General features: G+C 30.6%; 10 protein-coding genes. 8 read left to right on the top strand and 2 right to left on the bottom strand.

From position 1 onward, the window contains the following. Nucleotides 1-113: 113 nt before the first annotated feature. Nucleotides 114-2291, top strand: coding sequence for a hypothetical protein (locus ACTG45_RS00445; protein WP_479919636.1), 2178 nt, complete (start codon nt 114-116; stop codon nt 2289-2291). Nucleotides 2292-2434: 143 nt separating this feature from the next. Here the strand turns inward: ACTG45_RS00445 and ACTG45_RS00450 are convergent, their stop codons facing one another. Then, a complete protein-coding gene (locus ACTG45_RS00450) occupies nt 2435-3532 on the bottom strand; it encodes a sensor histidine kinase (protein WP_479919637.1) in 1098 nt (365 codons plus the stop codon). Between the two features lie 4 nt (nt 3533-3536). Then, the gene (locus tag ACTG45_RS00455; protein WP_479919638.1) at nt 3537-4271 is read right to left on the bottom strand and encodes a response regulator transcription factor; all 735 of its coding nucleotides are present in this window, start codon (nt 4269-4271) and stop codon (nt 3537-3539) included. A 167-nt stretch (nt 4272-4438) separates the two neighbouring features. Here ACTG45_RS00455 and ACTG45_RS00460 point away from each other — a divergent pair, with 167 nt between their 5' ends. From ACTG45_RS00460 to lpdA, 7 genes are all read left to right on the top strand, one after another. Then, nucleotides 4439-5920, top strand: coding sequence for an aspartyl protease family protein (locus ACTG45_RS00460; RefSeq protein WP_479919639.1), 1482 nt, complete (start codon nt 4439-4441; stop codon nt 5918-5920). 117 nt (nt 5921-6037) lie between these two features. Continuing rightward, on the top strand, nt 6038-7492 hold the full coding sequence (locus ACTG45_RS00465; protein WP_479919640.1) for an aspartyl protease family protein: 1455 nt from the start codon (nt 6038-6040) through the stop codon (nt 7490-7492). A 245-nt stretch (nt 7493-7737) separates the two neighbouring features. Next, nucleotides 7738-8691 carry a sugar-binding transcriptional regulator gene (locus tag ACTG45_RS00470; protein WP_479919641.1) on the top strand — a complete coding sequence of 318 codons (954 nt, stop codon included), beginning with the start codon at nt 7738-7740 and terminating at the stop codon, nt 8689-8691. Nucleotides 8692-8728: 37 nt separating this feature from the next. Beyond that, on the top strand, nt 8729-9691 hold the full coding sequence (locus ACTG45_RS00475) for a thiamine pyrophosphate-dependent dehydrogenase E1 component subunit alpha (protein ID WP_021382479.1): 963 nt from the start codon (nt 8729-8731) through the stop codon (nt 9689-9691). Nucleotides 9692-9715: 24 nt separating this feature from the next. Next, nucleotides 9716-10702, top strand: coding sequence for an alpha-ketoacid dehydrogenase subunit beta (locus tag ACTG45_RS00480; RefSeq protein ID WP_021382484.1), 987 nt, complete (start codon nt 9716-9718; stop codon nt 10700-10702). A gap of 12 nt (nt 10703-10714) precedes the next feature. Continuing rightward, the gene (locus ACTG45_RS00485) at nt 10715-11761 is read left to right on the top strand and encodes a 2-oxo acid dehydrogenase subunit E2 (RefSeq protein WP_479919642.1); all 1047 of its coding nucleotides are present in this window, start codon (nt 10715-10717) and stop codon (nt 11759-11761) included. Between the two features lie 163 nt (nt 11762-11924). After that, nucleotides 11925-13655: a dihydrolipoyl dehydrogenase gene (gene lpdA, locus ACTG45_RS00490; RefSeq protein ID WP_479919643.1), complete on the top strand. Its 1731-nt coding sequence runs from the start codon at nt 11925-11927 to the stop codon at nt 13653-13655. Nucleotides 13656-13852 lie beyond the last annotated feature (197 nt).

The raw sequence follows: 13852 nt of genomic DNA on the forward strand, positions 1-13852 counted from the left end.
CTATAGTTTGGGCTGTTTATTTTAAATAGATGGTCCAAATTTATTTATTTATAACGACAATGTTTAATGTATTCTTAAAGATGAGGATTTAAATCAGAAAGCAGGGAGAATTTATGAGAAAAAAGATTATATCTTTCTTAGCAACATTTATCATAATATTAACATCGATTAGTCAATATAGTTTTGCAGATGATATACCGACATATGGAAAAGTAATATTTATAGATATGAATAGAACTAGTATGAGCAATATGTTAAGAATAAAATCATTGAAAAAAGAACTAGATAGTAGAGGATATATCGGTCTAATGAACATAAGAGGCGATAAAGGTAGTGATGACAGAAGGTCATATGCTAGTATGGGTGCTGGTGGAAGAGCTAATGTAGCTAATGAAGAAGATATTAATTTTGAGAGCTCAAGTAAAGATAGGGATATAGTTTTTAAATCAGCTACAGGAAAAAGCGCAAAAGGTATAAATAATTTAACCATAAATAAGTCTATAAATGAAAATTTAAACTTTGGGGAGTATGGTTCTGTATTAGGGTCATTAGGTCAAAGTTTATCTGATAATGGGTTAAGAACATCTGTGTTGGGAAATGCAGATATAATTGAAAATGGTCAGCTTATAAAAAATAGAAACTTATGTCTAGCTGCAATGGATGAGTATGGAAGAATTCCTAATGGAAACGTAGATAATATAAATAAGAAAGATTTATCTATGCCTTATGGAATATCAACTGATTATAATAAATTGATTAAAGAGACTAAAGAAGCTTACAAAAATAATGATGTAGTTTTTGTAGAGCTTGGAGATACATATAGATTAGATTTATATAAACCAAACCTAACCGAAAAAACATATGGTAACATGAAAAATATCATAGAAAAAAATATAGATGTATACTTAAAAAATGTATTTTCTATGGTTGGAGAAAATGACACTGTTTATATATCAAGTGCATTTCCAAGTGACTTAGATTATAAAAACAAAAGAAGGCTTTCTCCAATAATAAAATTAAGTGGTAATGGAAAAGGGCTATTATCATCTTCAACCACGAGAAGAGAAGGGATTGTGACTAATCTAGATGTTGGAGCTGAAATATTAAATAACTTCGATATAAAAAATCAAAATATGGTTGGAAAGAAGTATGAACTTATTAACAGAGATGATAATAAAGAATATCTGCTGGATGAATACCAAAAGATAGTATCTGTTTCAAGCATAAGGTCTACAATACTCAATGGATTTGTAAGTATAGTATTCTTGTCATGGATAGTTGCTATGATTCTAATTTTATTTAGAAAGCATATATCAAAAAATCATAAAGAAACAACATTTTTTATATTAAAAGAACTTTTAAAAATAGGAATAGTCATGCCTTTGTCATTTATGATAACTCCAATAATGAATTTTAAAACACCAGTAGCAATATCTTTAGGAATAATTATAATAACACTTACTATATACTTGATAAGCAAAGTTTTAATAAAGAATGATTTAAAAAATATGTTATTTTTTACTGGATTAACTATATTGATTATGGTTATTGATTCTGGATTTGGTTCATATCTAATGAAAAGCAATGTAATGAGTTACGATTGTATAATTGGCGCTAGATACTATGGAGTAGGCAATGAATATCAAGGAGTAGCAATAGGTAGTGCAATATTTACGTTTGCAATTTTACTTACATATAAAAAGATACCAAAGTGGTCTGTAATAGTATTTTCTTTAGTTATCTTAATTACGAGTGCATCTCCAGCTATGGGGGCAAATGTTGGAACTGCTATTTCTGAATGTGTTGCATTTTTACTATTTATACTATTAATATATAATGTAAAAATAGACTTCAAAAAAGTTGTTTTATTAGGTATATCAGTATTACTTGTTTTAGGAGTTTTTGTAGCTATAGATATGATTTCAGGAAGTAACTCACATCTAGGTATGTTTGTAAAAGAAGTTTACTTTAATGGACCAGGAGAAATAATACAAACATTTAGTAGAAAGATAGAGATGAACTTAAAACTAGCTCAAACTAGTGCATGGGTAAATATACTATTAACTGGAATAGGAGTAATCTTGGTTCTTATGATTAATCAGATTAGGTATTTCAAACAATTGATTGATGAATATCCAATTGTATTTAAAGGCTTTATCGCATCAATAGCAGGATGTTTTGTAACTCTTTTAGTAAATGATTCTGGAATTGTGTCATCAGCTACAGCTTTTATTTATGTAATTGTACCTATGATTATATTAAGTATAAATCTGGTAGCATTAAAAGAATAAGTTGCATAGAGGCTATATATAAATATTGATATGTTAATTTAAATTTATTTTGTCAAAATAAATTTAAAGAAGAAATTTTATAAAAATTAGTTATTATATAAAAATCCCAAGTTTATTTTAACTTGGGATTTTTATATAATAATTTAAATTTTATCCTGTTTCAATATAATTTGAAAGGATGTACTTTTTCCTAAAATGCTTGAAACAGAAATATTCCCTCCATGTGCATCAATAATCTGCTTAACAATAAACAATCCTAATCCTTTGTTTTGTGTATTATGATTTTTGCTACTATAATATTTGTCAAAAATATCATCTGATTTTTCCGCATTTATCCCAATACCATTGTCAGTAGTATTAATGTAAATTTGTTCAGAACTCTGTTTTAAGCAAATTTCTATTTCTGTACCATCAGGATTATGTTCAACACAATTCATTAAAAGGTTATAAAGAGCTCTATACATTAATGTCTCATCTATGGCTAAATACAAACATTCTAAATCTGTATAAAATCCAAATATCTGTTTTTCAGATTTTGGATTATTAGCTACATCAGCAATAAGGTTTTGAAGAAATGCAACCATTTCAACCTGTGTGTGTTTAAGCAGTATTTTTCCAGACGAATCTATAAAAAATGTCAGACTTAAATTGTCTATTAATTTTTCAATATATACTCCTTTTTTATATATGTTATCTAAAAATATCGTTCTCTCTTCTTCACTAAAACTGTGGTTTTTGTTAAGCATTAGAGATGAATATCCTGTGATGTATGATAATGGCGTTTTCAAATCATGTGATACACCAGCAAGCCAATCAGTTTTTGCAACTTCAAGTTTTTCTCGTTCCATTTCAGTTTCTTGAAGCTTATTACCTAAAGATTTTATATTTACAATGACTTCTTTATACATAAAATAGTACCATTTTAATTTCCCATTATTGGTAAAGGCTTTTTTGACTATTGCATAATCTCCTTTAGATAAATTACTTATTGAACAAATTATCAAGTAAAGTGGTCGAACAAGAAATAAGCAAAAAAGTATCCCTCCTGTAATAAAGCAGAAAGAAATTATAAGTATGCTTGGAAAATATCCAATAGATGAATCAGTCACATATAAAAATTTATGTGATTTTTCAGGATATATTAATTGATTAAGTAATATGAATAATGTAACGAAGTATACTAGAAATATAAAGAGACCTGTTGTAAAGTAAGCAATAAAACGAAAGTATAATTTTTTCAATATATCAGCTCCCATCTGGTGGTATGAACTTATACCCAATTCCACGAAGGTTTGTAATAACTTTGTATGGTTTATTATCATCCAATATCTTTTTTCTAAGCTTGGATATATGTATTGTAACAGTCTTTTCATCTCCATATCCTGCTAATCCCCAAATTGTATCGTACAGATGTGATGTAGTAAAGACCTTGTTAGGATTTTGGCAAAAAAATTCCATTAGCTCGAGTTCTTTGGCTGTACATTCTACGTCTTGACCATTTACAGTAAGTATTGCACAAGTCATATCAAGAATAATATAACCATAATGATAAATTAAGGAATTTTCTGAATGAGTATGTAATACTGAACGTTCAAGTTGTTGACGCCTAAAAATAGCTTTGATTCTGGCGACAAGCTCCATTGTATTAAAAGGTTTTGTTATATAATCATCACCACCAATGGCAAGTCCTGATAATTTATCGTAATCACCAGTTTTGGCAGTCAGAAATATGATAGGGGCTATAGTTTTCCTGCGTATTTTCGCGCATAGGTCAAATCCGCAATAATCTGGTAGCATTACATCAAGAATGATAAGGTCATATTGCCTGTTTTCAATACACTCAAGGGCTTTGGTTCCTGTTGATACACAGGTAACATTATTATAGTGTTCTTTATTTAAGGTTATTTTCACTAGGGTTAACAGCCCTTCTTCATCATCAACAATAAGTATCTTTTCAGGGTTTTCCAATTTGTCATCCATAATATTTCATCTCCCAGTATACAAAAATAGTATCATTATAATACCATACATGCAAAGTGTAAGCAATAAATTATTCTTTTGTTTTTACCCTCACTTTACTTTTATTTTATTTTCATACTATATTCTATAGATAAAAAGAGAGATAAAAATAAAATAGGAGGTAAAAAATGACAAAATTGCTAAAATCAAGAGGACTAAGTGTTCTGTTATGTGGAGCTTTGATTGTTGGTGTAATGACAGGATGTACATCTCAGGCTACATCAACAAAAAGCTCAACATCTAAGTCAACACCTAAAACAATGGAAAAAGTTACCCGTGTAAGTTCTGAAAAACAGTTGAAGAAATCAAAAGAAAAATATGAGAAAAACCCAAATGATGAAGCCTTAGCATTAAAATATGCTCAAAACTTATTTGAATTGGGAGATTTTACAGAATTGCAAGAAGTATTAAAACCTTTTTTAAATGGAGATAAACCTCTACCAGATGCTATTTACCTTTCAGCACAAATAGAATATATGAATGGTAATTATACAAAAGCGGAAAAGCTATACAATACTCTTGTGGAGAAATATCCAGATAAATTTAAAGAAAAGGCAGAAGCTGGACTATCAATGGTCTATTATCAAACAAATCAATATCAGAAAGCAAAACAGCTATCTATGGGGCAAGAAAATGCAAGTAGCTTATTGAACAATATGATGAAAGATTTTGGTGATAAACAACCTAATCAAATTGAATGGAATGGAAAAAATGAAAGTGTTATTCCATTTCTTACAACTGACCCTCTGCCTGTTGTGCCAGTAGAGATAAATGGAAAAAGAATGAACGCTTTTATTGATACTGGTGCTCCTACATTTGTTCTTGACAAAAAATTTGCAAAAGAACTTGGAATCAAACCAGTTTCAAATGCAGATGGAAATTTTGCTGGAGGTGGTACTTCTGAGATTGGGTTTAGTAGAGCTGATTCATTTAAGGTAGGAGATATAAATATGAAAAATATCCCGGTAATGATAGGAGAGCTTGGTGGACTTGCAGAACTATTTAAGAGTACTGGATTAGATGTTCGTGCTGTTCTTGGTACAAATGTATTAAAACAATTTGTACCAACAATGGATTATCCAAATGGTGAGTTGGTATTAAGACCACGAAGTGAAGTAGTAAGGAATGAAATAGTTGTAACCGATGAAGATGCCAAAGAAGGTAAAGGTGAAATAATACAACAAATTCCATTCACACTTTCTTCTACTCATTATATGTTTGGTAAAGGTTCAATTAATAATAAAAATAATCTTAATTTCTTTATTGATTCAGGATTTAATGGTGGAAAGGGTGCTGGGGTTATGTTGCCTAAACAAACGATAGATTTATTGGGTATTACTATGCCAAAGCTAAGACCAGCTACTACAGAGGAAGGTGGAATGACGGGAAATGATTTTGAAGTAGCACAGTTTGATATTTCATCATATGGGTTGGGTAATGTGCAACAGAAAAAAGGTATTGGACATTTTGCGACAGGACAAGAAGGGATGTATCAAGCACATGGATTTTTTCAAGATGCCTTAATAAGCCATAATTATCTGAAGAATTACAAATGGACAATTGATTTTGATTCAATGAAGATGATATTTAACGAGAAGAAGAATATATAATCTAAATTGTGTACAAGAGATGTTTTTTTTATTTTACTTTTATTTTACTTTCATTTTACTTTCATATTGTATCTTATAGATAATAAGCAAGGTAAGAACAAAAATAGGAGGTAAAAAATGATAAAATCACTAAAGTCAAGAGGAATAAGTATTCTATTATGTGGAGCTTTAATCGTTGGTGTAATGACAGGATGTACATCTCAGGCTACTTCAGCAAAAAGCTCAACACCTAAGTCAACAACTAAAACAACAGAAAAAGTTACTCGTGCAAGTTGTGAAAAACAACTAACAGAAGTCAAAGGAAAGTATGAGAAAAATCCAAACGACGAAGCTCTAAGATTAGAATATGCTCAAATACTATTTAAATTAGGTGAGATTGTAAAAGCACAAGAGATATTGAATCCTTTGCTAAGTTTAAAAAATCCTTCACCAGATGCAATCTTTCTTTCTGCACAAATAGAATATCTAAAGGGGAATTATGAAAAGGCTGAAAAGTTATATAATACTCTTATAGAACAATATCCTGATAAATTCAAAGCAAAGGCTGAAAACGGATTGACACTTACATATTATCAAACAAATCAATACCAAAAAGCTGAAAAGTTATCCGCAGCATCAGAAGGCAAAAACAATAGTATACTGGAAATGATGAAATCTTTTGAGGATAAACAGCCAAATCAAATTGATTGGAATGGAAAAAGTGAAACTATTATTCCTTTTATCACATCCGACCCTCTGCCAGTTGTTCCAGTAGAGATAAATGGAAAAAGAATAAATGCTGTTATTGATACTGGCGGTCCAATGTTTACTGTTGATCAGAAACTTGCAAAAGAACTTGGTATAAAAACAGCTTCAAAAAGTGAAAACAAATATGCTGGAGGTAAGACTGCTGAAACTGGTCTTGGTCAAGCGGATTCACTTACTATAGGAGATGTAAATATTAAAAATGTACCTGTAATGTTAGGACCATTTGATGGATTTAAAGAGGCATTTAAGGAGTATGGAGATGTACATGGTATTATTGGTACAAGTGTATTAAAGGAATTTGTACCTACAATGGATTATCCTAGCGGTCAACTAATATTAAGACCTCGAAATGAAATAGGAAGAAATAATCTTAATGAAATGCTTGCAAATGATAAAATATTAGAAGAAATTCCATTTACACTTGCATCTACTCATTTCATGTTTGGAAAAGGCTCAGTAAATCAGAAAAGTAATTTGAATTTCTTCCTTGATTCAGGACTGGGTGACCCAAAAGGTGCCGGAATTATACTACCTGAAGAAACAATAGATTCTTTGAAGATTCCTATGCCTGAGCTAAAGCAAGTTCCTGAAGGACAAGGTGGAATGGGAGGAAGCGATTATAAAGAAGCACATTTCGATATTTCATCATATGGTCTGGGTAATTTACAATTGAAGAATGGTCTTGGATATTATTTTACAGGTGGGCTTTTGGATTATAATGAGGAAGTTGGATTTGTTAGAGATGGACTGATAAGTCATCATTATTTTAATAATTATAAATGGTCGATTGATTTCGATTCTATGAAGATGACATTCAGTAATTAGAAGTATTATATAATTAAAATTAAGTGAAAAATATTTATTTAAGGACACGGTGGTACAAAAAAGTATCACCGTATTTTTGTATATAAAATTATATCTTTACTAGTATTTATTACAATAATTTTTTAGTTATACAAAAAAACAGTTGACTTTTTATATGAACCCCTTCTATAATGTTACTGAAATTAAGTAAAATGATTGAACAAATGTAAAGATAATTAAAAAAGCTTGATTTTGGAGGAAAGCAAATGAAAAAAATTGGAGACATAAGGTTAATGATGAAGTGTTGTTCACTTTATTATGAAGATAATTTAAATCAACAAGAAATAGCAAATCAATTGGGAATATCAAGACCAACAATATCAAGAATATTAAAAGAAGCTTTTGAGCAAGGAATAGTAAAAATACAGATAGTTGATGTTTTGAAAAATGACTACCAAAAAATAGAGAGAAGTCTAGAAAGAAAATACAAATTGAAAGAAGTAATAGTTGTAGATGATAAACAGGATTCACTAACTCAAAAACAAGAATTAGCAAGAGCTGTATCTGAATACCTAACTAGAGTAGTAAAGGAAAATGATATAATAGGGGTTTCAATAGGCACGACACTAAAAGAAATACCTAGATATGTAGAAAAAAATAACTGTAAAAACGTCACATTTATACCTCTGTTAGGTGGAATTGGAGACAATGAAATAGATATTCATGCAAATCAAATAGCAGTAAGTTTAGCAAGAGCTTTTGGAGGTGATTTTAAATTATTACATGCTCCAGCTGTTATGTCTGATTTGTCTACAAAAGAAAAACTTTGTAAAGATGAAAAAATTAAAGAAGTACTAGATTTAATATATAAAACGACTATAGCAATCGTAGGTATAGGAAATCCTATGAGCTTAAACTCAACAATAATGGCTTCTGGATACATGCATGAAGAAGATATAGAAGATTTAAAAAAATATAACTCAATAGGTGCAATTTGTTTACAAGCCTTTGATAAAGAAGGAAAAACTTCTATACTTGAATTTAATCAAAGAGTATTAGGAGTAAAGCTAGAAGATTTAAAAAAAATAAAAAGAACAATAGGTGTAGCTTCAGGAGATGAAAAAATAGAAGCAATAAAAGCATCATTAAAAGCAAAGTTTATAAATAGTTTGGCAATTAATCACAGTTTAGCACTTAAATTATTAGAAGATTGTGACTAATATAATAATAGATAAAAGTTAACAGGAGGGAATGTATATGTCAATATCAAAAGAAACATTGCTTGAAATGTATAAGAGAATGAATCAGGCTAGAAAATTTGAAGAAAAGGTTAGTTGGTTTTTTGCAAGAGGTATGGTACATGGAACAACTCATTTATCTGTAGGTCAGGAAGCTTCAAGTGTAGCAGCTGTAATGGCTTTAGAAAAAGGAGATTTAGTATCATTAACTCATAGAGGACATAGTCAATTTATAGGTATGGGAATAGACTTAAACAAGATGATGGCTGAACTTATGGGTAAAGAAACAGGATTTTGTAAAGGAAAAGGAGGCTCAATGCATATAGCAGATATTGAGTCAGGTAACTTAGGGGCAAATGGAGTTGTAGGTGGAGGTCTTACAATAGCTCCAGGAGCTGCACTTACACAACAATATAAAAAAACAGGTAAAATAGTTTTATGCAGTTTTGGTGATGGAGCATCAAATGAAGGTACTTTTCATGAAGGGATAAATTTATCCTCAATATGGAAGTTGCCAATAATATTCTACTGTGAAAATAACTTATATGGTATGTCAACAAGTATAAAACGTCATATGAATATAGACAGTATTGCTACTAGAGCAGCTTCTTATGGAATAGAGGGAATATCAATAGATGGATATAATCCAATAGAAGTATACGAGACAGTACAAAAAGCTGCTGAGAAATGTAGAAGAGGTGAAGGACCTGTATTGATTGAAAGTAGAACTTATAGATGGTTAGGTCACTCAAAATCAGATGCAAATGTATATAGAACAAAAGAAGAAATAGAATCATGGAAAGCAAAGGACCCTATTGAATTTTTAAGAAATTATCTTATCGAAAATAATATCTCTAACGAAAATGAATTAGATAAAATTCAAGAATTTGCAAAACAATCAATAGAAGATGCAGTAGAGTTTGCTCAAAACAGTCCAAATCCAAAGATAGAGTCTTTATTAGAGGATGTATATGCAGACTAAGAATGGTAAAGGAGGAAAATAAAAATGAGTACAAGAGAACTAACATATGCACAAGCTATAAAAGAAGCAATGTCAGAAGAAATGAGAAGAGATGAAAATGTAATATTTATGGGAGAAGATATAGGTATATATGGAGGAGCATTTGGTGTATCAGTTGGAATGATAGATGAGTTTGGTCCAGAAAGAGTAAGAGATACTCCTATATCAGAAGCTGCTATAGCAGGGGCAGCAGCAGGAGCTGCGGCAACTGGTCTAAGACCTATTATGGAAGTAATGTTTATGGATTTTGTAACAATCTCTATGGATGCAATTGTAAATCAAGCAGCAAAAATGAGATATATGTTTGGTGGAAAAGCTCAAGTTCCAATGGTTGTTAGATGTCCTGGTGGTTCTGGAACTGGTTCAGCAGAGCAACATTCACAAAGCTTAGAAGCATGGTTTTGCCATGTTCCAGGAGTAAAAGTGGTTGCACCTTCTACACCAGCAGATGCTAAAGGGTTATTAAAAGCAGCTATAAGAGATAATAATCCAGTCATATTTGTTGAGAATAAATTGTTATATAGAAAAAAAGGTATTGTTCCAGAAGATGATTATGTAATTGAAATTGGAAAGGCAGATATTAAAAGAGAAGGTACAGATGTTACAGTAATCACTTATGGAAGAATGTTACAAAGTGTTGAGGAAGCAGTAGAGGCACTATCAAAAGAAAATATAAGTGTAGAAATTATAGATTTAAGAACTTTATATCCATTAGATAAAGAGACTATAGTGAAGAGTGTATGTAAAACTGGAAGAGTTCTAATTTGTCATGAAGCAGCCAAGACTGGTGGACTAGGTGGAGAAATATCAGCATTAATAACAGAAAGTGAATCATTTGATTATTTAGATGCACCAGTAAAAAGAATCTGCGGAAAAGATGTGCCAATACCATATAATCCAGAGTTAGAAAAAGCAGTTGTCCCAAGAGTTGATGAAATAGAAGAAGCAATAAAATCTTTAATTGTTAGATAAGGAGGGATAGATATGGTGGCAAATAAAGTAAAGGCCACACCAGCAGCCAGACATCAAGCAAGAAAAGACGATATAAAACTAGATAGGCTGATTGGAAGTGGAGAAAATGGAAGAATTCATTTAGTTGATGTGTTAAATTACTTAAAAGATAGTAAGGCAAATACTACTCCTTTAGCTAAAAGAATAGCAGAAGATTTGAATATAGATTTAGAAACTATTGTAGGTACTGGATATAATGGAAAAATAAGAAAATGCGATGTAGAAAAATTAACTAAAAAAGAAACTATTGTATCATTTAATACATCTAAAGCTAGTGAGCAAAAAGAGACAAAGAGTAAAGATGAAAATTCACGCATGTTTAATACAGTAGAAGGAACGTTTGAAAAACCAAATCCAATGAGGGCCACTGTAGCAAAACGAATGTCAGAAAGTTATTTTAGTGCTCCTGTATTTACATTCAACATAGAGGTAGATGCTACTGAATTGAAGTCACTTAGAGCAAAGTTAATAGACACAGTAAAAGAAGCAACTGGAGTAAAATTAACTATGACAGATTTAATAGTAATGGCAGTATCTAGAATACTTCCAAAGCATCAAGCTTTAAATTCAGCATGGACAGACGATGGAATATTTAGATATAAAGATATAAATGTAGCTATTGCAGTCGGGCTAGATGAAGGCTTATATGTCCCAGTAGTAAAAAATGTAAATAAAAAATCTTTAAAAGAGATAGCTAAAGAAAGTAAAGAGCTTGCTGAAAAAGTAAAGACAGGAAAACTTCTACCAGCAGACCAAGAAGGCAATACATTTACTATAAGTAATGTTGGAATGTATGGTATAACTACATTCACACCTATAATAAATATGCCTTCAAGTGCAATACTAGGGGTGGGTGCTACACAAGATAAGTTTGTTCCAGTAAATGGAGAAGCTAAAATAAAACCTATAATGAACTTATCATTGACATCAGACCACAGAGTAATAGATGGAACAGTAGCAGCAAAATTCTTAAAAGACTTAAAAGAATTGTTAGAAAATCCTTTATCAATGCTTGTATAGTTTTTGATGTTTCATTACCGATATAATAGTTTTAATAGATTACATAGTTATGATTATCTAGGTAAATTTAAAACTTTTATATATTCGGCATTACTTTTAAATGTAACTATATGAATATAAATTGATTAATGAAAATATATGAAAATAAATAGGAGGAGAGCCTATGTCAGTAGAAGTCATAATGCCAAAAGCAGGAGTAGCTATGGAAGAAGGTACTATAGTTTCTTGGCTAAAACAAGAAGGTGAAGAAGTAAAAATTGGAGAGCCTATATTAGAGATAACAACAGACAAAGTAAACATGGAAATAGAGTCAGAGGGAGAAGGTACACTGGCTGTAATCATACATAAAGAAGAAGGTGAAGTATTACCAGTATTTACAGTAATAGGTGTAATAGCAGAAAAAGGTGAAAATCAAGAAGAAATAAAAGCTAAATATTTATCTGGTAATGTCTCAAAAGAAGATATTGTTGAAGAAATTCAAAACGTAGAGGAAAAAGAAGAAAAAATAAATAAAAAAGAATGTAATCATGATTATGATGTAGTAGTAATAGGTGGAGGACCTGGAGGTTATTTATCAGCATTAAAAGCATCTCTATTAGGTGGAAAAGTTGCATTAGTTGAAGAAAACATATTAGGAGGAACTTGCTTAAATAGAGGTTGTATTCCTACAAAGACCTATATAAAAACAGCAGAAATATTGGAAGAAGTTGAACAGTTATCAAAGAGGGGCGTAAAAGTAGCTGTAGATAAGGAACAGGATATCAAAAAAGCAATAAAATATAAAAATAGAGTAGTTAAAAAACTTACAGCTGGTGTTGGTGGTCTATTAAAAAGCAGAAATGTAGATGTATTTAATCTTAAAGCTAGCGTTAAAGAAGCACATAAAGTAATATTATCTGATGGAAAAATTTTAGATACAGAAAATATAATAATCGCAACAGGTTCTAAAGTAAGAGTATTACCTATAAAAGGAATAGAATCGAATTTGATAATAACTAGTACAGAAGCTTTAGATTTAGAAGTGGTGCCACAAGAATTAGTAATAATTGGTGGTGGAGTGATAGGTTGCGAATTTGCAGAGATATTTAATTCAAGAGGTTCTAAGGTAACTATTGTAGAAATGGAAGATAGAATAATTCCAAGAATGGATAAAGAATTGAGCGAATCTCTGAACTATTCTCTTAGTAAAAAAGGTATAAATGTATTAACTAAGAAGAAAGTTTCTGAATTCAAAGAAGAAGGCAATAAAATAGTAGTATGCATTGAAGATGAAGAGCCAATAAAAGCAGATTTATGTCTATATGCTATAGGAAGACAAGCTAATCTTTCTGGTATAGAAGATTTGGATATTAAAATAGATAAAGGTTCAATAGCTGTAAACAGTAAAATGGAGACAAGTATACCAAATATATACGCAGTAGGTGATGTTACTGGTGGTGTGATGTTAGCTCATGCAGCATTTAAAATGGGAGAGGTAGCAGCTGCAAATGCTTTAGGGATGAATGAAGAAGTTGATTTAAGTGCGTTGCCTAGTTGTGTCTATACAATTCCAGAAGTAGCATCAGTTGGACTTACAGAAGAAGAGGCTAGAAAAAAACATAATGTAAAAGTGGGTAAATTCAACTTTGCTGGAAATGGAAGAGCCTTAGCTTCTGGACAAGAGCAAGGATATGTAAAAGTGATAGCAGATGATAAATATGGAGAAATTTTAGGAGTACATATGTTTGGATGTGGTGTAGCAGAACTTATAAATCATGCAGCATCATTTAAGGCATTAGAAATACCTGCTGATGAAGCTAGTGAGTTGATATTTGGTCATCCATGTACTTCAGAAGCTTTGATGGAAGCTTTAGCAGATGTAAATGGGAGATGTTTACATTTACCTAAAAAATAAATTATTAATGTAAGTTTATTATTAAAATAAATTTATATTATAAAATCTTAAAATACTTATTTAGCCATACTCTTTCTTGTATAAATATATATATTTGTACGAGAAGGAGTATTTTTTATGTGAAAATATAGAAATTAAATATTTGTAGTTTTTGTTGTACAAAAAAGATAGTAATATAAAATAACAGTGTCATTTTA

The organism is Clostridioides sp. LIBA-7602 (assembly GCF_056688945.1).

Bases quoted from the DNA above. Each gene is read 5' to 3' on its own strand.
- ACTG45_RS00445 (WP_479919636.1), top strand. From the start codon at position 114: ATGAGAAAAAAGATTATATCTTTCTTAGCAACATTTATCATAATATTA.
- ACTG45_RS00455 (WP_479919638.1), bottom strand. From the start codon at position 4,271: ATGGATGACAAATTGGAAAACCCTGAAAAGATACTTATTGTTGATGAT.
- ACTG45_RS00460 (WP_479919639.1), top strand. From the start codon at position 4,439: ATGACAAAATTGCTAAAATCAAGAGGACTAAGTGTTCTGTTATGTGGA.
- ACTG45_RS00465 (WP_479919640.1), top strand. From the start codon at position 6,038: ATGATAAAATCACTAAAGTCAAGAGGAATAAGTATTCTATTATGTGGA.
- ACTG45_RS00470 (WP_479919641.1), top strand. From the start codon at position 7,738: ATGAAAAAAATTGGAGACATAAGGTTAATGATGAAGTGTTGTTCACTT.
- ACTG45_RS00475 (WP_021382479.1), top strand. From the start codon at position 8,729: ATGTCAATATCAAAAGAAACATTGCTTGAAATGTATAAGAGAATGAAT.
- ACTG45_RS00480 (WP_021382484.1), top strand. From the start codon at position 9,716: ATGAGTACAAGAGAACTAACATATGCACAAGCTATAAAAGAAGCAATG.
- ACTG45_RS00485 (WP_479919642.1), top strand. From the start codon at position 10,715: ATGGTGGCAAATAAAGTAAAGGCCACACCAGCAGCCAGACATCAAGCA.
- lpdA (WP_479919643.1), top strand. From the start codon at position 11,925: ATGTCAGTAGAAGTCATAATGCCAAAAGCAGGAGTAGCTATGGAAGAA.